This window comes from Burkholderia sp. AU19243 (assembly GCF_018148075.1).
Classification (GTDB): Bacteria; Pseudomonadota; Gammaproteobacteria; order Burkholderiales; family Burkholderiaceae; genus Burkholderia; species Burkholderia latens_A.
Map to the genome: position 1 here is coordinate 571,916 of NZ_JAGSTV010000001.1, position 26,569 is coordinate 598,484.

The following is a 26,569-nucleotide window of genomic DNA, read 5'->3' on the forward strand; positions in this document are numbered from 1 at the left end:
GTTACGAACAGAATTTCGCAAGCAGCCCGAGCTGCGCGTTGCGGACCGTCTTGCCCGTGCGGCGCCGGCGGTAGTGGCCGTCGCTGTGCATCTGCCATGCCGACTGGTTGTCGCCGAGGCATACCGACAGCCCTTCGGCGATCACGCGGCGCTTCAGCTTGCGCTCGCGGATCGGGAACGCGACTTCGACGCGGCGGAACAGGTTGCGGTCCATCCAGTCGGCGCTCGACAGATAGACGTCCTCGGCGCCGCCCGCATGGAAATAGTAGATGCGGTGATGTTCGAGGAAGCGACCGACGATCGAGCGCACCGTGATGTTCTCCGACAGGCCTGGCACGCCGGGCTTGAGCGCGCACACGCCGCGCACGATCAGGTCGACCTTCACGCCGGCCTGCGATGCTTCGTACAACGCGGCGATCACCGACGGCTCGAGCAGCGCGTTCATCTTCGCGACGATGCGCGCGCGCTTGCCGGCGCGTGCATTGTCGATCTCCGCGTTGATCGATTCGATGATGCGCGGATGCAGCGTGAACGGCGACTGCCACAGCTCGTGCAGCGTGAGCTCGCCGCCGATCCCCGTCAGCTGCTGGAACACGTGGTGGACGTCTTCGCAGATCTTCTGGTCGGCCGTCATCAATCCGAAGTCGGTGTAGAGCCGGGCGGTGCGCGGATGATAGTTGCCGGTGCCGAGGTGCACGTAGCGCCGCAGCACCGCCTTGCCCTCGTGTACGACGCGCCGCACGATCAGCATCATCTTCGCGTGGCACTTGTGACCGACCACGCCGTACACGACGTGCGCGCCTACCGCCTCCAGCTGGGACGCCCAGTTGATGTTGGTTTCCTCGTCGAAGCGCGCGAGCAGCTCGACGACGACGGTCACTTCCTTGCCGTTGCGCGCGGCTTCCATCAGCGCGTCCATCAGCGGCGAATCGGTGCCGGTGCGGTAGATCGTCTGCTTGATCGCGACGACGCTCGGATCCTTCGCGGCCTGCTGCAGCAGTTCGAGCACCGGCTGGAAGCTCTCGTACGGGTGGTGCAGCAGGATGTCGCCGTCGTCGATCGCGTCGAACATCGTCGGTGCCCCCGCGATCGCGGGCGGAATCGACGCGACGAACGGCGCGAACTTCAGATCGGGCCGATCGACGAGATCGGGAATCTGCATCAGCCGCACGAGATTCACGGACCCTGCGACGCGATAGCAGTCCTTGTCGTCGAGCAGGCTTTCGTCGAGAAGCCGCCGCACGATGTGCTGCGGCGTGTCGGCCGACACTTCGAGCCGCACCGCGTTGCCGAGGTGGCGCGCCGGCAGTTCGCCCTGCAGTGCGACACGCAGGTTCGTGATTTCGTCTTCATCGACGAAGAGTTCGCTGTTGCGCGTGATGCGGAACTGGTTGCAGCTCTTCACGACGAGCTGCGGGAACAGCTCGCCGACGAAGCGCTGCATGAACGAGCTGAGCAGCACGAAGCCGTGCTCGAAGCCCGACAGCGCCTGCGGCATGCGCACGACGCGCGGTAGCGCGCGCGGCGCCTGCACGATGCCCATCACCGCCTGGCGGCCGAACGCGTCCCGACCTTCGAGCTCGACGACAAAGTTCAGGCTCTTGTTCAGCACGCGCGGGAACGGGTGCGCGGGGTCGAGGCCGATCGGCGTCAGCACCGGCAGCAGCTCGTCGAGGAAATAGCGGCGCGCCCATTCGAGCTGCTCGTCGTTCCACGAGTCGCTCGCGTGGAAGTAGATGCCTTCCTGCTCGAGCGCCGGCAGCACGGTTTCATGCAGCATTGTGTACTGGCGGTGCACGAGCCGCTGCGCGCGTTCGACGACGAGATCGTAAGCGTGCTGCAGCGACATGCCGTCGGGCGTCAGCGCGCCGGGATTGTCGCGGATCTGTTCCTGAAGGCCCGCCATCCGAACTTCGAAGAATTCGTCGAGGTTGCTGCTCGTGATGCAGATGAAGCGCAGGCGTTCGAGTAGCGGGATTTGCGGGTCAGCGGCCTGGGCAAGCACGCGCTCGTTGAAACCGAGGATGCCGAGTTCACGATTGAGAAGCGGATAACGGGCGGACATCGGCAGAGTAGGCGGTAATTCAGGCGATGATTCGAAAGGACGCTCGGAAACTCTCACGGTGCGATGACGTGCTGATGACAATGATCTATTTATATCGGGAAATTCTACGCCGGAACCGATTTGTCTCATAAATATGTTTCGGCCATATACAAACTACTCGGGTACATGCCCGTGAAGCGTGGCAATCGCAAGCGTTCCACGCTTAAAATGTCGCCTTTGACAGATCGTCCGGCGGTGCCCGATCGGCCGCCGTGGGCGAATGCGCACGGAGCCTCCTTCTGATGGTTACATCCCCCCACTTGCTGGCTGCCGTCGATCTCGGCTCGAACAGCTTCCGGCTGATCGTCGGGCGCGTCGAGGAAACGCCGGCGGGCAGCCAGATCTATCCCGTCGATGCGCTGCGCGAACCCGTTCGGCTGGCCGCCGGCCTGTCGAGCGACAAAATGCTCGATCGCGCGTCGCAGGAGCGTGGCTGGGAAGCGCTGAAGCGGTTTGGCGAGCGCCTGCGCGATTTCCACCCCGATCACGTGCGCGCGGTTGCGACCAATACGCTGCGTGTCGCGAAGAATGCGGGGGAATTTCTCGGCGAGGCCGAAGCGGCACTCGGTTTCCCGATCGAAGTGATCGCCGGCCGCGAAGAAGCGCGCCTGATCTATGCGGGCGCCGCGCATTCGGTGCCGGCGAGTGCCGGCAAGCGGCTCGTCGTCGACATCGGCGGCGGCTCGACCGAATTCATCATCGGTGCGCATTACACGCCGATCGTGATGGAGAGCCTCTACATCGGCTGCGTCAGCCATAGCCGTGCGTTTTTCCCGGTCGGCAACGTCGACGAGTACACGATGCGGCAGGCCGAACTCGCGGCCAAGCGCGAGATCCAGATCATTTCCAGCGAGTACAAGAAGGCGGGCTGGGACCAGGCGATCGGGTCGTCCGGCACCGCGCGCGCGCTCGCGGAGCTCGTCGAGGCGAACGGCTTCAACGATGCGGGCATCACGCACGGCATTTCGCGTGGCGGCCTCGAGCGCCTGAAGCGCGCGCTGATCAAGGCCGAGAACGTGAACCGGCTGAAGCTGATCGCGCTGAAGCCCGATCGCGTGCCGGTGCTGGCCGGTGGCCTGGCGATCATGCTCGCCGTATTCGAGGAGCTCGGCGTCGACTATGTCGACACGACCGACGGCGCGCTGCGTCTCGGCGTGCTGTACGATCTGCTCGGGCGGACGCAGCACGAGGACATGCGCGCGGTGACGGTCGAGGGTTTCACGCGCCGCTACGGCGTCGATCGCGCGCAAGCCGAGCGTATCGGTGCGCTCGCGGTGCGGTTCTACGACGAGCTCGACGAGTCCGACGAGGAGGAGCGCGAGGAAGGCAGGATGTTCCTTGGCTGGGCTGCCGCATTGCATGAGATCGGCTTGTCCATTTCGCACAGCTCGTATCACAAGCATTCCGCGTATATCGCGAGCAATGCCGACATGCCGGGTTTCTCGCGCACGGACCAGGCGCGCCTGGCCGCGCTCGTGCTCGGTCATGCGGGCAAGCTCGGCAAGCTGTCGCAGGCGCGCGACGTCGAATGGCCGCTCCTGTTCTGCCTGCGGCTCGCGGCGCTGCTGTGCCGGCGCCGGACCGACGCGGGGCTGCCGGACATTTCCGTGTCGCAGATGAAGAAGGGCGGATATGAAGTGCGTCTGCCGAGCGCGTGGGTCGAGCAGAATCCGCTGACCGACTACAGCCTCAGCCAGGAAGCGGCCGAGTGGGAGAAGGTCGGCATTCCATATCGCGTGGTTTATACCGGCGCATGACGCGCTGGCGCCGCCGCGCACGCGCGGCGCGTCCGTTTCAGCATAGGCTCACTCCGAGCACACGATCGCGGTCAGGAACGGGAACGCCTGCTTGACGGTGGCGTCGCTGCCGGCCTTGCGCACGGCCTGTTCGACCGCGCTTTTCGTGCCGCGCACGACGACGCCGTAGGCCCATTCGCCGATCGGCGTGCCGTCGCCCGTCTGGAAGATCGGGTCGTTCGCCTGGTAGCCGAGCACGACGTACACGCCGAAACCATACGCGGTTAGCGCATGGTTCGTGCGGAATGCGTTCACCGAATTCGCTTCGACGTGCATCGGCTCCGACTGGATGTCGCCGGCCGCGAGCAATGGCGCGACGAACTTGTGGCCGTTGGAGTGGCAGTCGAGCGCGGCGTCGAGCGACTTCGCCGACGCGGCACCGGAGGCGCCAGCTGCGCCGAGTGCGAACAGCGCGCCGAGCAGGGCGGTCTTGAAAGCGTGGTTTTTCATGCGCGGTTGCGGGTTGGTCACGAACATTATCGCGTGGATCCGCAAAATTCGTGCGCGCGGTGCGAGGCGGGGCTAAAACGACGCGTAAAACGAAAAAGGGTTGCAAGCGCGATGGCTTGCAACCCTTGTCGTGTTCTCGTGGTCGGAGCGAAAGGATTCGAATCTTCTGATCCCAAATCGGTGCCCCGCTATTTTCGACTTCGCTGGCAATCGCTGAAAATCATAATCCATTGATTTATGTGAAATTTTAGCTCATTGCGATTTTGCGTATCGACCCGCAACCCTCATCTATGAAGATATCCGCGTCGTCCACGCTGCGACAAACCGACAAACTGCACATGGAGTTTGTTTGCGGGAGCACAGATGTTGCGCGCTCGCTTTCGCGGCTGAGAGCGCAAGTGGGCGCCCTTTAGCTCGATCCCCCGCATCGCTAGGCAGCAAGGCTTCAATTTGTGTCAAGCCGGCACATATTTCTCAGACTTTAGATAAAATCGCGCGAGCGACTTGCTGTCGCGAATGGCTGACCGTCTCTTTTCTTTGTGTCACTTTCCTGACGGTCGAACCTGAGAGAGATAACGAAAATGGATATCAGACCGTCCGCGCTCGGGGACCTGAAGTTTCGCGACCTCTACGAGGCGATCAGTAAGGGCGTTTTGCAGCAGGGGCGGTTGTTGATGCTGGATACGCCGCTTGGCAAGAATGCACTGGTACCGCTCCGCGCGCGTGGATCGGCCAGAATCGGGCGTGACTATTCGTACACGATCGACGTTGCGTCAACGCGCGACGATACCGCGCTGCTGTCGCTGATGCACCAGCCCGTTACCTTGCGGATTCAACAGGTCACGGCTCCCTTTGCGGTTCCTGTCTATCGTCCGGTGCACGGCTTCGTTCATCGGGTCGCCTATTTGGGCGGTAACGGCGGCCTTTCGACGTACCAGATCGAGTTTTCATCGGCGCTGGTCTTCCTTGGGAAAACCCACAACGAAGAGGGCTGGCTCGAGAAAGACGCCCGCGAGATCATTTCCGACGTGCTTGATCGGTATCCGCAGCTACGGGGACAGTACCGTTTCTCGCTGTGGTCTGATCCCGCCAAGCGTTCGTGGTGCAGGCAAAGCGAATCCGATCTTCACTTTGTGAACCGCTTGGCTGAGGCCGAGGGCTGGTATTTCTACTGGGTCCACGAAAACGTTAGCGAAGGTGACGCGCCCAAGACGACGCTCGTCATCGTTGACCGCGTCTCGACCCTTCCCGATGCCAAGTCAGTTGAGTTCATTCGAGCGAACGACAGCAACGAATCTGACGGTTTCGCGCATTGGGCTGCGGTGCAGACGATGCAGAGCACGCGCTACATGTCGCGTGCGTTTGACTTCAAGCGACCCGCGTCCAATTTCCAGGTAGAGAGCGAGCTTGTCGCGACGAGCTATGTCACGGAGGACCGCCGCCAGAAGGCCGAGCATAGCGTTCCCGATGCGCCGATGACGGTCTACGAATCGACGGCTTACGGCTACTCCAGCTCAGATGCGGGTGAGATGCGAGCGCGACGGCGAGTGGAGATATGGGATGCGCGTGCAAGCCGATATTTCGGCGTAGGCGGTGTGCGGTGGCTGGATGCCGGATTGCGGTTCGTCTTGAACGGTCATCCCCGCCACGAGGACGGCGATTCGAAGAAGCGCGAGTTTCTGGTGGTCGAGGCACGGTGGTTCATCGAGAACAATGTCCCGATCGGCCCGCAGACGGCCGAGTTTCCGCAAAGTCTTCGCGCAACGCTGGCCGAGCAGCAGGCGATTCACCGTGAGCGATTCAAGACGCTGGCGCATGAATCGGATGGTTCGGCCGGATTTTTCGTGCTCGAAGTCGAGGCGCAACCTACGGCTGTCGAATACCGTAGCCCGCTAGATCATCCGAAGCCGGTCATGTCGATTGAGCATGCGCTCGTCGTCACTCCGGACGGAGCTGAGGCGTGGACGAACGACCGCAACCAGATCAGGGTGCATTTCGCCTGGGATCACAAGAACCCACCGGACGCCTTCAATTCCTCACCGCTGCTGTCGACGCTTCAATCCGATACGGGTAACGGCTATGGAGCGGTTCATGTGCCGAGGGCACGGGAGTGGGTCATTGTCGGTTACTGGAACGGGGATTGTGACAAGCCGTTCGTGTTGGGGCGGATCAATGGCGGTACGACGCCTTCCCAATGGCATTCGAACGCATTACTGTCCGGGTTCAAGTCCGAAGGGTTCGGCAAAACGGGCGCCTACAACTCGTTCGTCCATGATGATTCCACGAATCAAAGCGGGACGCGGCTGGTCAGCTATACGGGCAAGAGTTATGCGGCACTGACGCAGGGCTACCTGATCAAGCATGACGGTAACACTCGAGGGCGATATCTGGGGGCCGGTTTCATCTTGCATGCCGACGAGTTCGGTGCGGTTCGTGCCAGCAAGGGGCTGTCGATCAGTGCTCACTCGAAGTCCTACGATGACGAGCAGATGGGCGTGGATGAGGCGCGATCGCAGTTGCAGCAGGCCGGGATGTTGGTCGAGTCGTTATCGAGCGCAAGCACCACTGCTCAGGCGGAATCGTTACAAACTGGACAGGATGCACTCAAGGCGCTTTCGAAGGACATCCAGCACCCGGTATCAGGCGATACGTCAGGCGGGGTGACGGCGGGCGGCGGTACGGGCAGCGCCAACGGATTTTCGCAACCGAACATATTGGTATCGACGCCGAAAGACATTGCACTGGTCGCGGACAGCTCGACGCATATCGTGGCTGAGAAAGAGGTCAATGTCGTTAGTAACGAAACCACATACGTTGCGACGGGCAAGTCGTTTGTCGTGGCGGCCGCGGAAAAGGTGAGCTTCTTCGCGCAGAAACTCGGCGCGTTCTTTGTGACGGCGAAAGGTCCGATCAAGCTGTCGGCCAACACGGATGACGTGAACATCAATGCGGGTAAAGACGTGACCGTGAAGGCCAAGCGCATTGTGCTCGACGCCGATGAAATCATCATCAAGGCGGGCGGCTCGTACACCCGTTGGGTGGCGGCTGGCATTGAAGACGGTACGCAAGGCCCGCGCACGATCAAATCGGCATCGCTCAGCCGTCAGGGGCCGAGCTCGATTGCGCAGCATATGAACAGCCTGCCGCAAGCCAAGTTTAACGATCCGTATGTGCTGCGCGATCGCATCACGGGCGAGGTGCTGAAAAATCACCCGTATGAATTGATCCGCGGGGACGGTACACGCTTGACCGGGATGACGAACGAGCTGGGGCACGTGGCCGAGCAGAAGAGCGAGGATATCGAGAAGCTAGCCGTCCGCGCATTGCGGCCGAAGCCGGCCGGTCCTGCGGCATGAATCCGATAACCGATGGTCGAATCTGAAGAACGACAATGAGCGAAAACACAGATCAATCCGGCGGCGGATCGCCGTTCAGTGACGATGCCGAGAACGAAGTTGTCCAGCAGGTTGGTCGCACGGACAAGGACGGAGCGTCGGTCGGGCATTTTACGTTGACGCCGGCGACTGATACGCGCTCCAAAGAACTGCTGTGCGATGTGCGGCCAATTATTCCGGTGATCTTCCTGCCAGGCGTGATGGGTTCGCCGTTGGTGAACGCCGAAACCGGTGACGAGATATTCTTTGCACCGGAGACGGATGGCCTGTTGGGGAAGGCGGGCGCGTTGCCAGCTCTGATTGGTATGTGGTTCAAGGGCGCGTCCACGCGGGAAAAGCTGTTCGATCCGACTCTGGCAGCCGTCACCCCCTTCGGGCCTGTCAGTGCTGGCAAGCACGAAAACGATGACGACCCGAGCCAGTACGTGGACGAGAAGGAGGCTGTTCGTAGAGGTTGGGGCTCAGTGTATCGGTCGAGCTATCAGCCGATGTTGGCGTGGCTGCAGGAGCAACTGAACGAGCCTATGCATCTGGGGAAGCATAAAGGGCCTTGGATTCAAGGCGACCCTGACGGCAAGAAATGGGCGCTCAAGCCACTGCTAGATACCGAGCCTTCCGACTATGGAGCGATCGATGCCGGCACGCAAGGCCGCGGGCATGCGATCGCGAAAGATTCTGAAGTGTTCAAGCACTTCATGAAATACCAGTATCGAGTGTACGCAATTGGGTACAACTGGCTGCAATCGAATGAAAAATCGGCGCAACAGGTGATTGACGGCACAGATTTCAAGGACAAGAAGACCGGCAAGACGACGCGCCTGATGGGCATCAAGGAGATCATTGAGGAGAACCATAGCGGCAAGGCGATCATTCTCACGCACTCGATGGGCGGGCTAGTCGCACGGATGGCGATCGCGATGCACGGTGGAGCGGACCTGATGCACGGCGTATTCCACAACGTGCTGCCGGCGACCGGCGCACCAATCGCGGCGAAGCGGTTCCGCACCGGAGGCGGCAGCGAGGGCGGGGTGAACGGTTTCATCAATGGTGCCCTGCTCGGGAGCGATGCAGATGAGTTCGTAGCGGTGGCTGCGAATGCGCCCGGACCGCTTGAGCTGTTGCCGATGCCGGATTACCACAACGGCGAACCGTGGTGGATATTTGCGCGACTCAACGGCGAACCGGTGATGAAGTTGCCGAAGGATGGAAATACTTACGACGATGTCTTCACTAACCCCAAGTGGTACGGCTTGGTGCCCGAGCAATCGGCTTCGTTACTCGATCCAGCCGGAATTATGAAAGAACGACTTGATAAAAGCCCTCAAAAGAAGTCGGTGGTTGATAACTTTAAGGATACAATTAAGAAAGTTGTCACAAATCAAAATAAAATAATTAACATCTATCACGACAAAACGTATGTTGCCTACGGGGATGGAGAGCTGAAACCAACGGCGGCGGCATCGGGCGAAAATCACGGCAAGGCCGCGATCGAGAAGGGCGAGAATCTGGCCGATCTGTTGGCATGGGGTACCGTGATTTGGAAGGGAGATGTGCCGGCGGGCGTGACGGAGGAAGAGCTGCGCGCGGCGCGGTTCCTGGGTGAGAAACACGACGATTCCCACACGGGAAAGCTGCGCGTGCACCTAGATTCGCGCAACGTCACGGTCGAGTTCGAGGTGCAAAAGGTGGCGAAGCTGCCGCCGGGTAGCGAAACGCCCGATCCGGAGAAGAATGGGATCGTGCCGGGTGATGGAACGGTGCCGGTCTGGTCCGCCGAAGCCCCCGCGCGCGGCGCGGAGGGAGGTGCAGCCCCCGGCGTACAAATGGTGTTTGACCAGGGAGGCTATGTGCATCAGGAAAGCTATAACCATCCGTGGACGCGCTGGGCGCTCCTCTACAGTGTCGTGCAAATCGCGCAGGATGCCCCGGAGCCGAAATGCTGACTCGAATTGGTCGATTTCTATTTTTAGTGACAGGCATATGCGCCTGTTCGATAACGTTTTCCGGTGAACCGATCATGACGAATCCCTTGTTGTCCAATCCACGGCCGTGGTGCATCGGCCGCTTCGTTTTTGAACGCCCAGTGGCAAGCGAAATTACCAATCAACGATATGAGTTTCAGGGGGAAAAACTGGAGACGCGGTACAACGTATCGTCTGCAACGTATCATGGAACAGTTGCCGCTCGGGAAAAAGAGTTGCGTACAAAAAAACGCATTAATCCTGGGCGCAGAAACGAAGAAACAAATCATGTATGGCTAGAGAAGGCATTTTCTCCTACAAAGGATTCCCGGGTTTTCGTATTCCAGGATGCGGTTTCCGCTAACGGGCTGCCTTTCGATACTGAGGGATATATTTACGAAAACAATACCTTGTTTCATACAACCAGTAGCGTCGGATCGGCAGCAATGGGTGATGTCGAGAATATTTATAATGGAATCTATCGTCGAATAAAGGCGCGCGATAACTGGTCGGTCCCAACCGAATCGGGGTTCTGTTTCGACGGTGGGATTGCCACAGGCTCGTCGACTTCTACCGAGGAGGTCAGCCAGTCACTTGCGCTGATGCCGGGTCGACCGGCGCTACTCGTCATCCAGATGCGGGATTCGGTGAACGCGGACCAGAAATCACCATTAACCAAAACCCTTCCCGAACTGCGCGCGAAGATGGATCAGGTTTCGAGCGGCAGCTACCGTATCCTGCGACAGGGCAAGCGCACCGTGGCTGGGATGGACGCTGAGGAAGTGCTGTTCGCACTGAAGGAAGGCGAGATCACGTCCTATCGTTTCTACCTGCTCGCGCCGGGCGATCCGAGCACGTTGGCGAAACCACATACCGCTATTCAGTTGCTGCTAGGGGCAAGCAGCCGCGATTTGAAGCCTGAGGAGGCAACGTCACCGGTCGATGAGGCTAGTGCACTGCAAACGTGGGACACGCTGTTGAACAGCCTGCGACTGCGGCCGGGCGCAGTCTGAGCGGAGGCGACATGCGACGCTACGACATCGTGAAGGGTGACACGACGACAGTCGGAGGCATCGTGCAGGGTGGTGACGGACAAGACATTCTGCACGACCGCGAACAAGCGTATGAACACGATCCGGTGTGGTGCCCAGTGTGCAAGACACTCGGCGTGATTGAGTGCGACGGGCCACGTTATTCAAGCGCCGGACCGGATGGTCGACAGGCGGCGCTGAGTGATGACCTCTGTCGGTGCGCATGTTCGACGCCGCCGAAGCTGGTGGCGTCGCAGTCGGTATCGTATGTCGAGGTCTGAACAGCTGATGATTCGAACGGAATATTGAAGGGCGTCATGTATCTCTCCGTTCCCGGTACTGGGTCGATATCGTGATACTGGACGTCCTATCCTTTGCTGCTTCATTGGTAGCGAGGCCCTGTTTTCGTGACAACCCGTGACGAGCAATTCACAACGCTTCAGGATTACCATCAAACCTCGCCTGCACTAGAACGGGTGCAGTAGGTCGAATTCCTGTGCATACTCGTCGCTTCGTCCCAGGAACTCCCAAGACCAGATGGATGGGTCAAGCAGATCGGTGCGAGGGTATTGGCTTTCGTCGCGCCAACCGACGCGGGCGACGAATACGGGATGCTGGACGCGGATCGGGGACGTCAGCCATCTTCACAGTTCCTCTATGGAAATCGTTACAGCTGGTAGGAAAATGGTAGCAATAGCCCGGCGACGTGCCAAAGAAAAAGGGGTTAGCATCAGCTAACCCCTTGATTTCCTTGGTCGGAGCGAAAGGATTCGAACCTTCGACCCTCTGATCCCAAATCAGATGCGCTACCAGGCTGCGCTACGCTCCGACGAGCCAGAGATTCTATCGCCTAATCGGGGCGCGGGTCAATCACGTTATTCATCCTGCATCGGTCATCACGAATTGCTCGCGATTGGCGACAATTCGGAGGATGACGTCCGGCACGCGGTATGCGCGACCGGACGGTCCGCCCCGACACATGGAGAGACATCATGATGAACCTGATTCTGTGGCGTCACGCCGAAGCCGAAGACTACGCGGCAAACGACCTCGCACGCCAGCTGACGGCGCGCGGGCGCAAGGAAGCACAGGCGATGGCCAAATGGCTGCGCGGCCGGCTCGAGTCGAGCGCCGTGATTCTCGCGAGCCCCGCCGCACGCACCGTACAGACCGTCGAAGCGCTGACCGACCAGTACCGGACGGTCGACGCACTCGCGCCCGACGCCAGCGCCGACGACGTGCTGACAGCCGCCGGCTGGCCCGACGGGATTGCCCCGACGGTCGTGATCGTCGGGCATCAGCCGACGCTCGGCAGCGTCGCGGCGCGGTTGATCGTCGGCAACGGCGACAGCTGGAGCATCAAGAAGGGCGGCATCGTATGGGTCGCCAGCCGTACGCGCGACGGCAACCGTCAGGCCGTGCTGCGCGCGGTGCTGACGCCAGACCTCGTCTGAAGCGGGTTGAAGGCATTGATCATACGGTTTCGCAAGCTTTCTGCTAAAGTCAATTCGGCGACACGTCATTGAATGGACACGGTCGTGCCACATAACGGTAACGACCGGTTACTACATTGGCTGGCATGTCGTCCTATTCCTTACGACCAGGAAAGCCTAATGCGAGAACTGCCGACGCCTACGCTCCCTTTTGCCTCGCTTCCCCTCGACACCACGCGGCGTCACCTGCCGCGCGCTGCTGAAACCGTCACATCCGAGTACCGTCTGCGCGCCGCGTGGGCACGCACGGAAGACGAACTGCGTGAGGCCCAGCGCCTTCGTTACACGGTGTTCGCCGAAGAAATGGGCGCGCAGGTCAGCGGCCCGTCCGGTCTCGATGTCGATCCATTCGATGCGTATTGCGACCACCTGCTGGTGCGCGATCTCGACACGCTGAAGGTGGTCGGCACGTACCGCGTGCTGCCGCCGCACCAGGCCGCACGTGTCGGCCGCCTGTATGCGGAAGGCGAGTTCGACCTGTCGCGCCTGACGCACCTGCGCGGCAAGATGGTCGAAGTTGGCCGCTCATGTGTGCACAGCGACTATCGCAGCGGTGCCGTGATCATGGCGCTGTGGGGCGGTCTCGGCGCGTACATGATGCAGAACGGCTACGAGACGATGCTCGGCTGCGCGAGCGTGTCGATGGCCGACGGCGGCCACTATGCGGCGAACCTGTACCAGTCGCTGCCCGCCAGCTCGCTGACGGCGCCGGAGTACCGCGCGTTCCCGCATACGGCATTGCCGGTCGACGAACTGCAGACGGGCACCGTCGTCGCGCCGCCGCCGCTGATCAAGGGCTATCTGCGCCTCGGTGCGAAGATTTGCGGGGCGCCGGCGTGGGATCCCGACTTCAACTGCGCGGACTTCCTGACGCTGTTCCGACTGTCGGACATCAACGCCCGCTACGCCCGCCATTTCCTGGGCTGAGCGAACCGGAACACGGCGCGCCTGCGACGGCGCGCACGTGAGCGAACGCCGTCGCGCGGCAATCGGCCTCGCGACGGCGTTTGTTCGTCGAGACGAGGGCGGTTTATCCGGCCCCGTTAATTTGAGCGACACGCAGCAGCCACCGTGCGCGTGCGCGCACGTTCGGGGCAGGCCGTGCGTGCAGCCGTGCCCTGGAACGGCGGAGCGGTCCGCTAGTGCTTGCGCCGCCAGTCGAGCAGGTGGTGTTCCGCCATCCAGTGATGAATCATTCCTTCGCCGCCGTGGCTTCGCTTGTATTCGCGCGACTCGAAGTACGACAGGGCGACCAGCACCATCAGGCCGATGAACAGGCCGATCAGGCCTGCAATTTCTTCAGACGTCATGGCAGCCTCCTTTCAACGGCACAGCGCCATGGCTACATAGTAGGACATGGCCGAGACGACCCCTAACCCGGATTTCCGTTAGACTCGGCGCGGTCCTGGCGCGCGATGGGCGCGCCGTTTTCCGGAGCCCTCCCGATGATGCGTTTCATGCTGGCCGTGCTGGCCGCATCCGTTCTTGCCGGCTGTTCGAGCGATCCCCGCAATGCGCATCGCGGGCCGCCGCAAGATCCGGCGGACTATCACGGCGTGCCGACCGACATGACACCGCCGTCGATGCTTGGCGAACCCGCGCCGGGGACGACAGCTGCGCCTGCGCAATAACGATTGCGGGTGGCGGCGCGGTACGGCCGTCAGGCGCCGGCCGCTGGTGCATCGGCGCCGATGCGCCGCGTGAGCGCCGGGAGGTAGCGCGCGAGCGTCGCGCCGCGCGCCGCCATGAACAGCAGCAGCGCGAACCACAACCCGTGATTGCCGAACGGGCCGACGGCGGCGAGCGTTGCGGCAATGAAGACGACGAGGGAAGCGACCATCGCGCGCATCAGCGATTGCGTCTGCGTTGCCCCGATGAATACGCCGTCGAGCAGGAAGCCCCACACGGAGACGATCGGCGAGATCGCCGCCCATGGCAGGTAGCGCAGCGCAACCGCGCGGATCTCGGCCTGGTCGGTCAGCCGTGCGACGATCCAGCCGCCGGTGGCCCAGTACACGAGCGCGAACAGCAGCGCGCCGAGCGCGGACCACAACAGCGTGACGCGCACGGCTTGCCGGAATGCGGTGCGGTCGCGCGCGCCGGCCGCCGCGCCGACGAGAGCCTCGGCCGCATGCGCGAAACCGTCGAGCCCGTACGCCATGAACGTCTGGAAATTCAACAGCAAAGCGTTCGCCGCGAGCGTCGCGTCGCCCTGTTTCGCGCCGAGGTGCGCGAACCAGCCGAACGCGCCGAGCAGGCACAGCGTGCGCAGGAAGATGTCGCGATTGAGGACGATCAGCCGTTTGAGTGCCACACGGTCCATCAGCGCGTGCGCGGCGAGCGGCGCGAGGCCGCGCGGCCGCAGCCGCCAGAGCATCCATGCGCCGAGCGCGAAGCCGCATGCGTCTGCGCTCGCCGTTGCCGCTCCGATGCCCGCGATACCCCAGCCGAAACCGTACACATACAGCAGCACGGCGCCGATGTTGACCGCATTGATGAAGACCTGCGCGACGAGGGCGAGCCGCACGCGCTGCACGCCGAGGAGGTAGCCGAGCACGACGTAATTCGCGAGCGCGAACGGCGCGCTCCAGATCCGAGCATGGGCGTATGCCAGTGCGGTGGCGCGCACGGCGTCGCTGCCGCCGAGCGCGGCCAGCGCGAACGACAACAGCGGTACTTGGAGCGCCAGCACGGCTCCCCCGAGCGCGAATGCGACGATCAGCGCGCGCAGCACGTTCAGGCGGATGCCGGCGGCGTCGCGTGCGCCGTGCGCCTGCGCGACGAGGCCCGTCGTGCCCATGCGCAGGAAGCCGAAGCCCCAGAACACGAAATTGAAGAACAGGCCGCCGAGCGCGACGCCGCCGAGATACTGCGTGCCGTCGAGGTGGCCGGCGACGGCAGTGTCCACCGCGCCGAGGATCGGCTGGGTCAGGTTCGCGAGGACGATCGGAAACGCGAGCGCGAGCACCCGCCGGTGCGAGACGGTAGCCGGCCCGGTGCCGGCTTCATGCGGTAATGCGGATTCGGACATGGCGAACGCGTCAGGCGCGTTCTTGCACGCAGACCCAAGGCGACACCACGACCGCCCACAGCTCCGGATTGCGCGCGGCGAAGTCGGCCGCTGTTTCCGCCGACATGCGTGAGACGAGCCCGGACGACAGCCAGCGCGTGACTTGCTGCGCATCGTCGCCCGCGATCGCCTCCGCGACGCTGACGAGATCGAGATCGCGCGCGACCGACAGCAGCTTGCCTTGCGCGAAGAAGCGTTCGAGATCGCACCAGTCGATCTTGGCGGTTTCGCCGAGGAGCTTGGCGTAGAGCGGGCTGTGCGACGCGCCCGCGGCGGATTCGTGTTGGTCGGAGGACATCGATGTGTGCTGAAAAGACTGCGTGGGCGCCACTATAAACCATCCGCGCGAACGACTAGCTGCGTGCTCGTTTGGGGGCCGCCTTACGCGTCGCGCAGCGCGCGGCGCACGATTTTGCCGGTCGCGGTCATCGGCAGCCCGTCGACGAACGCGATCGCGCGCGGGTATTCGTGTGCGGCCAGCCGCGTGCGAACGTGCGCCTGCAGTGCCTGGACGAGCGCGTCGTCGCCGACGTGCCCGGGATTCAGCACGACGAACGCCTTGACGATCTCGGTGCGCGTCGCGTCCGGCACGCCGACGACGGCCGCCATGCGCACCGCCGGATGCGTGAGCAGGCAGTCCTCGATCGGCCCCGGCCCGATCCGGTAGCCGGCGCTCGTGATCACGTCGTCGTCGCGGCCGACGAAGCGTATGAAACCGTCGGCATCGATCGTGCCGGTGTCGCCGGTGAGCAGGTAGTCGCCCGCGAACTTGTCGCGCGTTGCGGCGGGATTGCGCCAGTATTCGATGAACATCACCGGGTCGGGGCGGCGTACCGCGATGTGCCCCTCGACGCCGGGCGGCAGCGGCGTGCCGTGCGCGTCGACGATCGCGACCGTGTGGCCAGGCACGGCCTTGCCGATTGCGCCGGGCTGCGCGTCGAACAACGCGGCGCACGACGATAGCACCATGTTGCATTCCGTCTGCCCGTAGAACTCGTTGATCGTCACGCCGAGCGCGTCGCGCCCCCAGGACGTCAATTCGGTGCCGAGCGATTCGCCGCCGCTCGCGACGGATTTCAGCGCGAGCGTGTAGCGCTCGCGCGGCGCCGGGACCGCGCGCATCAGCTTGAGCGCGGTCGGCGGCAGGAACGCGTGGGTCACGCCGTGCCGCGCCATCAGCGCGAACGCGGCCTCGCCGTCGAATTTCTCGAAGCGGCGTGCGAGCACGGGTACGCCGTGATGCCACGACGGCAGCAGCACGTCGAGCAGCCCGCCGATCCATGCCCAGTCGGCCGGCGTCCAGAAGAGGCGCGCGTCGCGCGGAAAGCACTGCTGCGACATCTCGACGCCTGGCAGGTGGCCGAGCAGCACGCGATGCGCATGCAGCGCGCCTTTCGGCTTGCCGGTCGTCCCCGACGTATAGATGATCACGGCCGGATCGTCGGCGGCGGTGTCCGCCGGTGCGAATTCGGGCGATTCGGTCGCGACGGCGTCGTCGTAGCGCACTACGCCGGGCGCGTCGGGCGCCGCGTCGCCGATGCAGTAGCACGTGCGCAACGCCGGCAGCCGCGCGCGCAGCGGCGCGATCTTCGCGTAGCCGGCCGCATCGGTGACGAGTGCGGCGGCTTCGCTGTTCGCGAGCCGGTACTCGAGCGCGTCGGCGCCGAACAGCGTGAACAGCGGCACCGCGATCGCGCCGAGTTTGTATGCGGCGAGATGGGCGACCGCCGTTTCGGGGCCCTGTGCGAGGAAGATCGCGATGCGGTCGCCGCGTTGCAAACCCGCCCTCGCCAAACTGTTCGCGAAACGGTTAGAAGCATTCTTCAGATCGTCGAACGTGATGCGCGACACGTCGCCTTGCGCGGTTTCGTGGATCAGCGCGACGCGTCCGCTGCCGTCGGCCCATTTGTCGCAGACGTCCACGCCGATGTTGTACCGGGCCGGAATGTCCCATGTGAAGCGGGAGAGCAGGTCGTCGTAGCGGTCGGCGGGGGGCAGCATCGAATGTCTCCTGGGCGTCGATCGTCGTCGCGGCGATGGCTTACATCGGCATTTCACGCGACCGGAACCACAATGGCGTCCGGTGGATAGGGGAATGTTCCGACTCGTGCAACCGGTGCGGCTCAGTGCAGGATTCGACGATGACGCATAAGATCACGACAAAACAGTGATGTGACCATGGATTTGCTTCTGATAGCTGCGGGGTTCAGCCTGTTCGGAATCGGGGCACTGGTGGCGTTCGCCAGCCGTGTCGATCCGCTGTCCGGCCGTTTCACCGCCCGTTTGCGCAAGCGCTGACGCGACCATTCCGATCTTCTTCGCGACGACATGCGATGCATGCCGGCATCGCGTGTCGCCTGTCTATCGTCGCGCTCAGCGTGCCGGCAGGTAGCGTGCCGGATCGATCGAGCGCCCGCCGTAGCGCAGCTCGAAATGCAGCGCGGTGCGATCGCTGTCGCTGTTGCCCATCTCTGCGATCGTTTGCCCCTGCGTGACCGATTGCCCTTCCTTCACGAGCAACGCGCGGTTGTGCGCGTAGGCCGTCAGGTAATCCGCGTTGTGCTTGAGGATGATCAGATTGCCGTAGCCGCGCAGCCCGTTGCCCGCATAGACGACGGTGCCCGGCGCGGCGGCCATCACGGGCGTGCCTGCCGAATTCGCGATGTCGATGCCCTTGGACTTCGAACCGTCGAAGGTGCGCACCACGTTGCCGGCGGCCGGCCAGATCAACGCAATGCTCGTGGCCGGCTTGACGGCCGACTCAACCGGTGCGGACGGTGCAGGGCGGCTGCGGCCTGCGGTGCCGGTACCGGTCGTCGATGCGCTCGATGTGCCGGCCGGCGGCGCGACGCGCAGCACCTGGCCGACCTCGATCGCATCGGGATTCGCGATCTGGTTCCAGCGCACGATGTTCGCCATGGACGTGCGATTCTCGCGTGCGATCTTGTACAGCGTATCGCCGCGTTCGACGCGGTAGAACCCGGGGCCGACGGGTGCGGAGCCGCACGCGACCAGCAGCGCGGCGCAGGCGGCCGCGACCAGCCGCTTCGTTGTTGTTCCGAACATTGAACCTCGCAAAACCCTGCCGCGTGCAACGCGGCAGGCAACACAAAACGTCAGATTTTAACGGGTTCGACCCGCGCACCGCAGTTTGGGGCCGCGAGCGTGGCCGGCATGCCGTGCTGCGGAGGGTGCGCGGTCAGCCGGCGAGCGGGAGAACGCGAATTTGCAGCGTGGCCGTTTCGGTCGCCCCCGGTGCGAGCATGCGCAGGCCGAGGCCGTTGTGGATCGCGTCCGGCAGGCCGAGCCACGGCTCGACGCAGTAGAAGTCCGATTCCGGCTTTTCGGTCCAGGTCGTGACCGCGTACCACGGCACCGAGCCCGGCACGTCGAGTGCGATCTCGATCGTGCGGCGGCGGCCCGGCATCACGATGCGCACCGGCTTCGACGGCGCTCCGTCGAGGCAGTGGAAGCGATCGACGATATCCGGGTCGCCGAGGCTGTACGACGCTTCGCCCGGCTCGGGCGGGCTGATCGCGCCGTCGGCGAGTTGCATGCAGCGGTGCGTGGACGGCAGTTCGAGCGTGGTCTGCGCACGTTCGCCGTGTGGCAGCGCGAAATAGAAGTGGTGGCCAGCGTAGTACGGCAGCGGTGTGTCGCCGCGGTTCGTCGTGGTGAGCGCGACGTCGAGCGTGTGCGCGTCGGCAAGCCGATACGTCGCTTCGAAGCGGAAATCGAACGGGTAGCTGTCGCGCAGCGCGTCGGTCGCATCGAGCGTCATCGACAGGGCGGCGCCGTCGTCGGACGCATGCGCTGCGAACGGCAGGTCGCGCGCGAAGCCGTGCATCGGCAGGTCGCGAATCACCCCGGCAGTGTCGCGCCAGCGGCCCAGTTCGCCGTCGACGCGATGGCGGCCGAGGAACGGAAACAACAGCGGATTGCCGCCGCGCACGCGCGCGAGATTGCTCCAGTCGGCCGTGTCCGGCCAGAAGATGACCGGTTCGCCGTCGACGTGCCACGACAGCAGGCGGCCGCCGAATTGCGGAGCGACCCGGACGAGCGACGGGCCGGCGTGAAGTTCGTGAATGTCGTGCTGCTGGAAGATCGGCATGGCGAATCGGGATGAACGAGGTGGGCGGGATGCGCGATGGCGCGCTCCATTATCGGGCCGGGACCCGGTCCGGGAAAACCCTTCTCGGGAAATTGCGAGTTTTTCGGATCGCCGACGGTCCGGATAATGGCCTTAAACCGGTGATGTTGCCGGGTCATGACACTTTGTGGAGAGGCCATGGATCTGGCAATGGCAATGGGAATCGCACTGTTCGGCATGTTTACCGGCAGCACGGTACTATTTTTCTACCAGCTCGGCCGCTGACTGCAATTTGTGCCGGATTCCAAAGGCCCGCCATGCAAATGGCGGGCTTTTTGCTTTCGGTGCGCTTACATATTGCAAGCGTTTGTGTGCAGCGCCGCAATAAGCTGCCAAATGCCTTGGCGCGGTAATCCTTGCTCGGCATAATCGGGGCGCGTTTTTCGGACGTGCGAGGCGCCGTCCGCTTTCTTACCCGATTGATCACCACTAAAAGGACCGACGCGTGAGTCTCTGGTTTCTGGTATTCCTGAGCGTCCTGCAGGGCGTTACCGAACTCTTCCCCGTCAGCAGTCTCGGCCACACGTTGCTCGTGCCGGCGCTGTTCGGCATGCACATCGACAAGCACGCACCGCAATTGCTGCCGTTCCTCGTCGCGCTGCACCTTGGCACCGCGCTTGCGCTGTTGTGGTATTTCCGCGCGCGCTGGATCGCGCTGATCGGCGGCTTCTTTGCACAGCTCGGCGGTCGGAAGAACGACGACGGGCACCTGATGTGGGCGCTGATCATCGGCACGATTCCGACCGGGATCGTCGGGCTGCTGCTCGAAAAGCGCATCGAGCGCGTGTTCCACGATCTGCGCATCGTCGCGATTGCGCTAATCGTGAACGGCGTGCTGCTGTGGATCGGCGATCGCATCCAGCGCAGCCGCGCGCATCAGCCGCCGGAGAAGATGACGTTCAAGCAGGCGTTCTTCGTCGGCCTTGCGCAGATCGGCGCGCTGATTCCGGGTTTCTCGCGCAGCGGGCTGACGATGATTGCGGGCAACGCGGCCGGGCTGACGGCCGAGAAGGCGGCGGAGTTTTCGTTCCTGCTCGGCACGCCGATCATTTTCGCGGCGGGTGTGCTCGAATTGCCGAAGCTGTTTCATGCGCGGGATCAGCTCGCGGATGCGTTGCTGGGCGGCGTATTGACTGCGATCGCCGCTTATCTGAGCGTGCGGTTCCTGATGCGCTATTTCGAAGGGCGCGGTCGGCTCGCTTCGTTCGGCGTGTATTGCGTGATTGCGGGGCTGTTCTGCCTCGGATGGTTCATGCTGCATCCGCAGCCGGTTTGAGCCTGCCGCGCCGGTCGCGCGTCGCGCGTGATATGACGCGATGATCAGGTATAATTTTGGGCTCGGCTTCATGCCGGGCCCGTTTCGTTTCGGGGCTTTGAATGTCGCGGTCGTGTTTGCGTTGATCGAAGCCTCGTATGTCACATGCGGTCCGGGTCCCGTGGCCGCGTCTTCTCTCCGCGACCGCCCTTAGCTCAGTTGGATAGAGCAACGGCCTTCTAAGCCGTAGGCCGCAGGTTCGAATCCTGCAGGGCGGGCCAGTCAAATCAAGCGCTTGGCTGTAGTTCTCTATAGTCTCGACTGTCATGTTCGCGCTCGCGCAACCGTGGTGTACCGGATTTCGTCAATCGCGACTCCCCGCGTCACTGCAATCGTATACTCGACAGGTCGGAGAGGTTGCGCTGGCTACAGCCTGTGCGACCTCCTACGCACGGTCCAATGATTGGCCTTAGGCCATACCCGAGCGAGATGGCGCCAGGTGTTCATCGAGCGGGCGCGGCGTTCACTTTCTTCATCGGCAGCAAGACGCGGATTCGTGTGCAAGCGCGGCGCGCTCTTGAGAGGGAGGTGGGCCTGAAAGCCCACCGCTCCATCGGTCAACTCTTGGCGTCGATGCAAATGAAGTCGTTCGTTCTCGACGAATTGACATCTGAAGCGATTAGCCCCGAGCTGGAACTGACATCTGGTTTGCGCGTTCCTTTGCCTGACTGTCTTCAAGGCGCTTCAGTCGGAACTTGTAGATGCACGAGATCGTTAGCGCAAGCACGAGAACATTCTTTACGAGAACCTCGAAGTCGTGGACTTGGTCGCCCACCATCGCGATTGCACGCTTATCGATAGCTATCGATAAGATGAGTACTGCTACAGCCATCACGACAAGAATTATCGAAACAATCGCCATCGTATCTACTTTCTCGGCATCTTTGCTTTCCGATTGAAGGTAGACGGCACGGATTGAATCTCGAGACGCGTCAATGAACGCGATCACCGCGACGAACATGGCCTCTGAGCCACCGAATACGGACATCATGTCGCCACCGCCCAAAATCGCAGTGACGATGAACAGGATGACAAGCGGAACCGTCGTGTAAAACACTTGCACTATCGCCGAAAGTGCAGATTCGAAAACTTCTAGCAATTTCTTCGTGCCCTTGACGTGCACGGCAGGCGTCGAATTCATAGGCGGCTCGGTTTCCTCTATTGAAATGAGGGATAACGACAAAACATGGTCTGACTTGAATGACCGACGAGATTTAGCTGTTTGGGACGTAAATTTTCGAGCGCCGCTAGTTCTGGTTGACGGTGGATGGGTCATCGCGTTCTTCCATTCGTGCCGGTACGCGGCCCACCTAGCCACGACGTTGCGCGACGTCAGCCAGACTAGTTTTAGCGCGGCCTTGCCCGGCCGGAGGCAGCCGTCGAATCGATGACACCTCGAAACTGCACGGGCAGCGGCACGCCGCTTTGTCCGAGCATTGCTGCTTTCGAACGACCGTGCTAAATTCCCCGAGCACTGCAATCAACGATCGATCATCCGGCGCCGGTAATCGGCGTCGACGGGCGTGCAGCTGTATCGCCGGTAGCTGGCAGCCGTAATGGAACAAGCATTGATCGAGCATCCGCGCGTCGACAGTTCGCGCATCGATGACCGTCGGCTGCGCGGCGGCCGTCGCGACAGCTTGGCGACGTCCCGCGCTCGTTCGCGTTCCTGCTGTACGAACGGCCCGATGCCGATGCGCCGGCGGCGGTGTCGCGTGATGCGGAGCACGGCCGCAAGACGGTTGACCAGGTGCTCGACCCGAGGCAGCGTCCGACATCCGCTCCGTCAGCATCGCATGCGGCACGCGCCAACGCGACGCGCTGCACTTCGACGGCAACCGCACGCTAGCGATTGCCGATTGCCGATTGCCGATTGCCGATTGCCGATGTCGAGCACCGCCGTGCGTGCCTTCACGGAAGCCGGCCTGATCGCTGCGGGGCGCGTCCCGCTGACGCATCGCTGCGCGGGTGTTCCGCGCGAGGAGAGACGAACATGAAAGCCTTGTTGTGCACGGCATTCGGCCCGATCGACCGCTTGCGTATCGACGACGTCGCGCTTCCGGAACCGGCCGCGGGCCAGGTACGAATCCGCGTGAAAGCGGCGTCGCTCAATTTCCCCGATGCACTGATCGTGCAGGGGCTGTACCAGGTGAAGCCGGCACTGCCGTTCTCGCCCGGTGCGGAATTTGCCGGCGTGATCGACGCGGTCGGCGAAGGCGTAAGCGACTGGCGGCCTGGCGACGAGGTGGTCGCGTTCACCGGCCACGGCGGCTTCGCGCAGCAGTGCGTGGCCGATGTGCACCAGATCGCGGCGCTGCCGCCGGGAATGACGTTCGAGCAGGGGGCGGCACTCGTGCTCGCGTACGGCACGTCGCTGCATGCGCTGCAGCAGCGCGCGCGCCTGCAGGCCGGCGAGACGCTGCTGGTGCTCGGCGCGGCCGGCGGCGTCGGACTGGCCGCGATCGAGATCGCGAAGGCGCTCGGTGCGCGCGTGATCGCGGCCGCGTCGAGCGCGGAGAAACTCGCGTTGTGCCGCGAAGCCGGCGCCGACGATACGATCGACTACGCGACCGACGACCTGCGGCGCCGCGTCGACGAACTGACCGGCGGACGCGGCGCGGATGTCGTCTACGATCCGGTCGGCGGCGCGTACACCGACGCGGCGCTGCGCGCGACCGCGTGGCGCGGCCGGTTCCTCGTGGTCGGGTTCGCCGCCGGCGAGATTCCGAAGATCGCGCTGAATCTGGCCCTGCTCAAGGAGCGCGACATCCTCGGCGTGTTCTGGGGCGACGCAGTGCGGCGCGACCCGGCGCAGCACGCGGCGAACATGCGTCAGCTCGCGCAATGGTTCGCGCTCGGCAAGATCCGGCCTGCGATCACCGAGCGCGTGCCGCTGTCGGCCGCGGCCGACGCGATCGCGCGGATGGCGAACCGGCAGGTCAAGGGCAAGGTCGTGATCCTGCCGGACGCGTGATCGCGCCGTTTCCTGACGGTGCTGCCGTGCGACCCGGTCGGGCGCCGCGCGCGATCGTCGATTATTCATCGTGTGTCGTTATCGGAGTCGTTGAGCATGCAACCATTATCGAATCTGCCGCCGGCCATCGCCAAATCGCTCGACGCATGGCACGCGATGCTCGCGCGCAAGGATTTCGGCGAGCTTCACACGATTGTCCATCCGGACGCCGTGTTCCGCTCGCCGATGGCATTCAAGCCGTATGGACCGGCGCCCGCACTGCTGCTCGCATTGCGCACGGTCGTCACGATTCTCGAGAACTTCGAATACCATCGCCAGTTCGCCGATGACGACGGCACGAGCATCGTCCTCGAATTCAGCGCGACGATCGGCGACAAGCGGTTGAAGGGCATCGACATGATCCGTTTCGACACCGACGGCCGGATCGTCGAATTCGAGGTGATGATCCGTCCGTTCAATGCGCTGCAAGCGCTCGGCGCGGCAATGGGCGCGCGGCTCGGGCAGCAGTTGCCGGCGTTCAAGGTCGGCGAGTGAGCGCCGGTGATCGACGGCTGTGAGGCCGCGGAGCGTCGCGCGCCGCACCGTCATCAGGCGCGTGAGGTCGTAGTCGCGCGATCTTGAAGATCATCCATCAGCACGCGGGCGCGTCGTCGCGAAACGCCGGCAGCGTGCGCGACGGCAGCGTCATCACGAAGCGTGCACCGCCGAGCGGCGAATCCTCGAGCCGCACGCCACCGCCATGTACGAGCGCAACGCGCCGCACGATCGCGAGCCCCAAGCCGAACCCGCCGGTCTCCCGGTCGCGGCTCGAGTCGAGCCGCTGGAACGGCTCGAACACGCGCGCGCGGTCGGCAGCCGGAATACCCGGGCCGTCGTCGTCGACGCTCAGCACCAGCGCACCGGACGCATCTTGCGTCGCCGACAGCAGTACCGTGCGCGACGCATAACGCGCGGCGTTGCGGATCAGGTTCAACAGCGCACGCGCGACGAGTTTCGGATCGCAAACGTGAGTCGCGGGCGCGCCGGTTGTCGATACACCGAGCGTGAGACCGCGATCGGCGATGTCGTTCGCGACGTTCCCGGCCACGCTGTCGATCAGGGCGTCGATGACGACGTCCATCGGCGCGAGTTCGCTCGCGCCTTGTTCCAGCCGCCCGATCGTCAGCAACTCGGTGACGAGTTCGTCGAGTTCGCGCACGTCGCGCCGCAGTTCGTCGCGGCGTTCGCGCATCCGGCCGCTGTCGTCGGCGTCGGTGAGCAGCGCGAGACCGAATTCGAGGCGGGCGAGCGGCGTCTTCAGCTCGTGCGAGATGCCGTGCATCATCTCCCGCTGTTGCTTGATCGACGCCTCGATCCGATCGGCCATGTCGTTGAATTGCTGCGAGAGCTCGTAGATGTTCGACCGCCTGGACAGCTTCACGCGCGTCGACAGCTGGCCCGCGCCGAACGAATGCGCGGCGGCCTGAAGCTTGCGCAGGTCGCGCCAGTGATACGAAATCCACAGCGCGACGGCGAACAGCGCCGCGAGTGCGGTCATCCCGTATGCGTAGATCTGGATGTCGAGGTCGGCCGGCGCGATCGGGCGCGCATGCAGCACCGAGCCGTCCGCGAGCGGCATGTAGTAGTTTCTGCGGTCGTAGCTGATCGCGATCCGGCCGGCGTCCAGATCGCGCAGCGGCGCGCCGGTGAGTCGGGCGCGCGCGTAGGCCATCGTCACGAAACCGAATCGTTCGTTGCCGTGCTGCGCGAGTTCACGCAACGCAAGAGAGCGCTTCCCGCCAGGATGGCGTTCGAGGTAGTCGTTCAGAACGAACGCGTACGTAGTCAGCGCGTTGCGCTGCGCCTGTGCGACGCGCTCGTAGAAGATCCTGTTGAACGACCATTGGATGAATATGATTGCGGCCGCGCAGCACAGAATCACGATGAGGTACAGCTTGATCAGCGAGCGAAGCATTCAGTCATCCCACGCAGAAGGGCTGAACAGGTAGCCGCGGCCCCAGATCGTCTTGATCCGTTGCGGCTCCGACGAAGCGTCCTCGAAGCGGCGGCGCAGCTTCGAGATGCCCGAATCGACCGAGCGGTCGATGCCGTCGAATTCGATTCCGCGCAGCTGCTTCAGGATCGCGTCGCGACTGAGCACCGTGCCGGCCGCGCGAGCGAGGATCAGCAGCAGATTGAACTCGGTGGTTTTCAGCTCGACGGGTTCGCCGCGCCACGTGACCGTGCGGTTCGGCGGTGAAATCGCCAATTCGCCGAACACGAGCTCGTGCGCCGGCGTGTCGGCGTGCGGGTCCGGTACGGTGGGCTGCGCGCGACGCAGCAGTGCGCGGGCCCGCGCCACAAGCACGCGCGGCTCGATCGGTTTCGTCACGTAGTCGTCGGCGCCGATTTCGAGGCCGGCGACCTGATCGTAGACGTCGGCGCGCGCGGTCAGGATCAGCACCGGTACGTTGGTGAACGCGCGCATGCGCCGGCAGACTTCCATCCCGTCGAGATGCGGCAGCATCAGGTCGAGTATTACGAGTGCGGGCCGGTGTTCGCGTACCGCGGCGACGGCGAGATCGCCGCGGCGCACGACCGTCACGTCGAACTCGTAGCCGTCGAGGTATTCGCGCACGAGGCGCGCGAGGCGGTCGTCGTCCTCGATCAGCAGCACGCGATGTTTGAGCGGATTGTCGTTCATGTGTCTCCTCGGAATGCACGCGTGGTCCGTCGCCCTCCCGGGCGGCGCGGCGCGCGGCACGCGAATTCTATCCGCCGTTCGGAACGTGCGGGCAGACGCACGACAATCGGGAACACTCGAACACAATTGGGCACACATTTTCCGCAG

General features: G+C 63.3%; 22 protein-coding genes and 2 tRNA genes. 12 read left to right on the top strand and 12 right to left on the bottom strand.

Annotation, left to right across the window (positions count from 1 at the left end):
- Position 1 precedes the first annotated feature (1 nt).
- A complete protein-coding gene (gene ppk1 / locus KDW55_RS02845) occupies positions 2 to 2,065 on the bottom strand; it encodes a polyphosphate kinase 1 (protein WP_040143915.1) in 2,064 nt (687 codons plus the stop codon).
- 281 nt (positions 2,066 to 2,346) lie between these two features.
- Between ppk1 and ppx the strand changes: the two genes are divergently transcribed.
- On the top strand, positions 2,347 to 3,861 hold the full coding sequence (gene ppx / locus KDW55_RS02850) for an exopolyphosphatase (RefSeq protein ID WP_212159951.1): 1,515 nt from the start codon (positions 2,347 to 2,349) through the stop codon (positions 3,859 to 3,861).
- A 48-nt stretch (positions 3,862 to 3,909) separates the two neighbouring features.
- Here the strand turns inward: ppx and KDW55_RS02855 are convergent, their stop codons facing one another.
- Positions 3,910 to 4,350 carry a hypothetical protein gene (locus tag KDW55_RS02855; protein ID WP_212159952.1) on the bottom strand — a complete coding sequence of 147 codons (441 nt, stop codon included), beginning with the start codon at positions 4,348 to 4,350 and terminating at the stop codon, positions 3,910 to 3,912.
- A 581-nt stretch (positions 4,351 to 4,931) separates the two neighbouring features.
- On the opposite strand from KDW55_RS02855, the gene tssI reads away from it, so the two are divergent.
- Genes tssI through KDW55_RS02875 form a run of 4 tightly spaced genes read left to right on the top strand, consistent with a single transcriptional unit; the run spans position 4,932 to position 11,018 of the window.
- Complete coding sequence (tssI, locus tag KDW55_RS02860) at positions 4,932 to 7,706, top strand: type VI secretion system tip protein TssI/VgrG (RefSeq protein ID WP_209821601.1); 2,775 nt, start codon at positions 4,932 to 4,934, stop codon at positions 7,704 to 7,706.
- Between the two features lie 35 nt (positions 7,707 to 7,741).
- Positions 7,742 to 9,688 carry a hypothetical protein gene (locus tag KDW55_RS02865; protein WP_040143917.1) on the top strand — a complete coding sequence of 649 codons (1,947 nt, stop codon included), beginning with the start codon at positions 7,742 to 7,744 and terminating at the stop codon, positions 9,686 to 9,688.
- The gene (locus KDW55_RS02870) at positions 9,682 to 10,719 is read left to right on the top strand and encodes a T6SS immunity protein Tli4 family protein (RefSeq protein WP_249173794.1); all 1,038 of its coding nucleotides are present in this window, start codon (positions 9,682 to 9,684) and stop codon (positions 10,717 to 10,719) included. Before KDW55_RS02865 ends, KDW55_RS02870 begins: the two co-directional genes overlap by 7 nt.
- Before the next feature lie 11 nt (positions 10,720 to 10,730).
- The gene (locus KDW55_RS02875; protein ID WP_080294573.1) at positions 10,731 to 11,018 is read left to right on the top strand and encodes a PAAR domain-containing protein; all 288 of its coding nucleotides are present in this window, start codon (positions 10,731 to 10,733) and stop codon (positions 11,016 to 11,018) included.
- A 471-nt stretch (positions 11,019 to 11,489) separates the two neighbouring features.
- On the opposite strand, the gene KDW55_RS02880 is transcribed toward KDW55_RS02875, so the two are convergent.
- Positions 11,490 to 11,566 (bottom strand) — tRNA-Pro (locus KDW55_RS02880).
- Positions 11,567 to 11,729: 163 nt separating this feature from the next.
- Between KDW55_RS02880 and sixA the strand changes: the two genes are divergently transcribed.
- Complete coding sequence (gene sixA, locus KDW55_RS02885) at positions 11,730 to 12,191, top strand: phosphohistidine phosphatase SixA (protein WP_040144919.1); 462 nt, start codon at positions 11,730 to 11,732, stop codon at positions 12,189 to 12,191.
- 159 nt (positions 12,192 to 12,350) lie between these two features.
- Entirely contained in the window at positions 12,351 to 13,157 is an 807-nt protein-coding gene (locus KDW55_RS02890) for a GNAT family N-acyltransferase (protein ID WP_040143919.1), read from the top strand.
- Between the two features lie 212 nt (positions 13,158 to 13,369).
- Here KDW55_RS02890 and KDW55_RS02895 read toward each other — a convergent pair whose 3' ends face one another.
- Positions 13,370 to 13,540: a hypothetical protein gene (locus KDW55_RS02895; protein WP_167357983.1), complete on the bottom strand. Its 171-nt coding sequence runs from the start codon at positions 13,538 to 13,540 to the stop codon at positions 13,370 to 13,372.
- Positions 13,541 to 13,675: 135 nt separating this feature from the next.
- Here KDW55_RS02895 and KDW55_RS02900 point away from each other — a divergent pair, with 135 nt between their 5' ends.
- On the top strand, positions 13,676 to 13,861 hold the full coding sequence (locus tag KDW55_RS02900) for a hypothetical protein (RefSeq protein ID WP_040143920.1): 186 nt from the start codon (positions 13,676 to 13,678) through the stop codon (positions 13,859 to 13,861).
- Between the two features lie 29 nt (positions 13,862 to 13,890).
- Here the strand turns inward: KDW55_RS02900 and KDW55_RS02905 are convergent, their stop codons facing one another.
- The 5 genes from KDW55_RS02905 to KDW55_RS02925 all read right to left on the bottom strand — a co-directional run bounded on the left by KDW55_RS02905 (position 13,891) and on the right by KDW55_RS02925 (position 19,411).
- Positions 13,891 to 15,261 (bottom strand): MATE family efflux transporter, encoded by a 1,371-nt coding sequence (locus KDW55_RS02905; protein ID WP_212197855.1) that lies wholly within the window; start codon positions 15,259 to 15,261, stop codon positions 13,891 to 13,893.
- Between the two features lie 10 nt (positions 15,262 to 15,271).
- The gene (locus tag KDW55_RS02910; protein ID WP_040143922.1) at positions 15,272 to 15,598 is read right to left on the bottom strand and encodes a DUF2288 domain-containing protein; all 327 of its coding nucleotides are present in this window, start codon (positions 15,596 to 15,598) and stop codon (positions 15,272 to 15,274) included.
- Between the two features lie 83 nt (positions 15,599 to 15,681).
- Positions 15,682 to 17,301 carry an acyl-CoA synthetase gene (locus KDW55_RS02915; protein ID WP_212159954.1) on the bottom strand — a complete coding sequence of 540 codons (1,620 nt, stop codon included), beginning with the start codon at positions 17,299 to 17,301 and terminating at the stop codon, positions 15,682 to 15,684.
- A 372-nt stretch (positions 17,302 to 17,673) separates the two neighbouring features.
- Positions 17,674 to 18,366: a peptidoglycan DD-metalloendopeptidase family protein gene (locus KDW55_RS02920; protein ID WP_040143924.1), complete on the bottom strand. Its 693-nt coding sequence runs from the start codon at positions 18,364 to 18,366 to the stop codon at positions 17,674 to 17,676.
- A gap of 133 nt (positions 18,367 to 18,499) precedes the next feature.
- Positions 18,500 to 19,411, bottom strand: coding sequence for an aldose epimerase (locus tag KDW55_RS02925; protein WP_059543634.1), 912 nt, complete (start codon positions 19,409 to 19,411; stop codon positions 18,500 to 18,502).
- Between the two features lie 484 nt (positions 19,412 to 19,895).
- Here KDW55_RS02925 and KDW55_RS02930 point away from each other — a divergent pair, with 484 nt between their 5' ends.
- Both KDW55_RS02930 and KDW55_RS02935 read left to right on the top strand, forming a co-directional pair.
- Positions 19,896 to 20,726 carry an undecaprenyl-diphosphate phosphatase gene (locus KDW55_RS02930; protein ID WP_040143926.1) on the top strand — a complete coding sequence of 277 codons (831 nt, stop codon included), beginning with the start codon at positions 19,896 to 19,898 and terminating at the stop codon, positions 20,724 to 20,726.
- A gap of 183 nt (positions 20,727 to 20,909) precedes the next feature.
- Positions 20,910 to 20,986 (top strand) — tRNA-Arg (locus KDW55_RS02935).
- A 398-nt stretch (positions 20,987 to 21,384) separates the two neighbouring features.
- Here the strand turns inward: KDW55_RS02935 and KDW55_RS02940 are convergent.
- Entirely contained in the window at positions 21,385 to 21,906 is a 522-nt protein-coding gene (locus tag KDW55_RS02940; protein WP_059543632.1) for a hypothetical protein, read from the bottom strand.
- Between the two features lie 852 nt (positions 21,907 to 22,758).
- On the opposite strand from KDW55_RS02940, the gene KDW55_RS02945 reads away from it, so the two are divergent.
- Entirely contained in the window at positions 22,759 to 23,739 is a 981-nt protein-coding gene (locus KDW55_RS02945; protein ID WP_212159955.1) for an NADPH:quinone oxidoreductase family protein, read from the top strand.
- A 90-nt stretch (positions 23,740 to 23,829) separates the two neighbouring features.
- Complete coding sequence (locus KDW55_RS02950; RefSeq protein WP_209821607.1) at positions 23,830 to 24,273, top strand: nuclear transport factor 2 family protein; 444 nt, start codon at positions 23,830 to 23,832, stop codon at positions 24,271 to 24,273.
- 97 nt (positions 24,274 to 24,370) lie between these two features.
- Here the strand turns inward: KDW55_RS02950 and KDW55_RS02955 are convergent, their stop codons facing one another.
- Both KDW55_RS02955 and KDW55_RS02960 read right to left on the bottom strand, forming a co-directional pair.
- The gene (locus tag KDW55_RS02955) at positions 24,371 to 25,693 is read right to left on the bottom strand and encodes an ATP-binding protein (RefSeq protein ID WP_052111036.1); all 1,323 of its coding nucleotides are present in this window, start codon (positions 25,691 to 25,693) and stop codon (positions 24,371 to 24,373) included.
- Positions 25,694 to 26,422: a response regulator gene (locus tag KDW55_RS02960; RefSeq protein ID WP_069241265.1), complete on the bottom strand. Its 729-nt coding sequence runs from the start codon at positions 26,420 to 26,422 to the stop codon at positions 25,694 to 25,696.
- Positions 26,423 to 26,569: the final 147 nt, after the last annotated feature.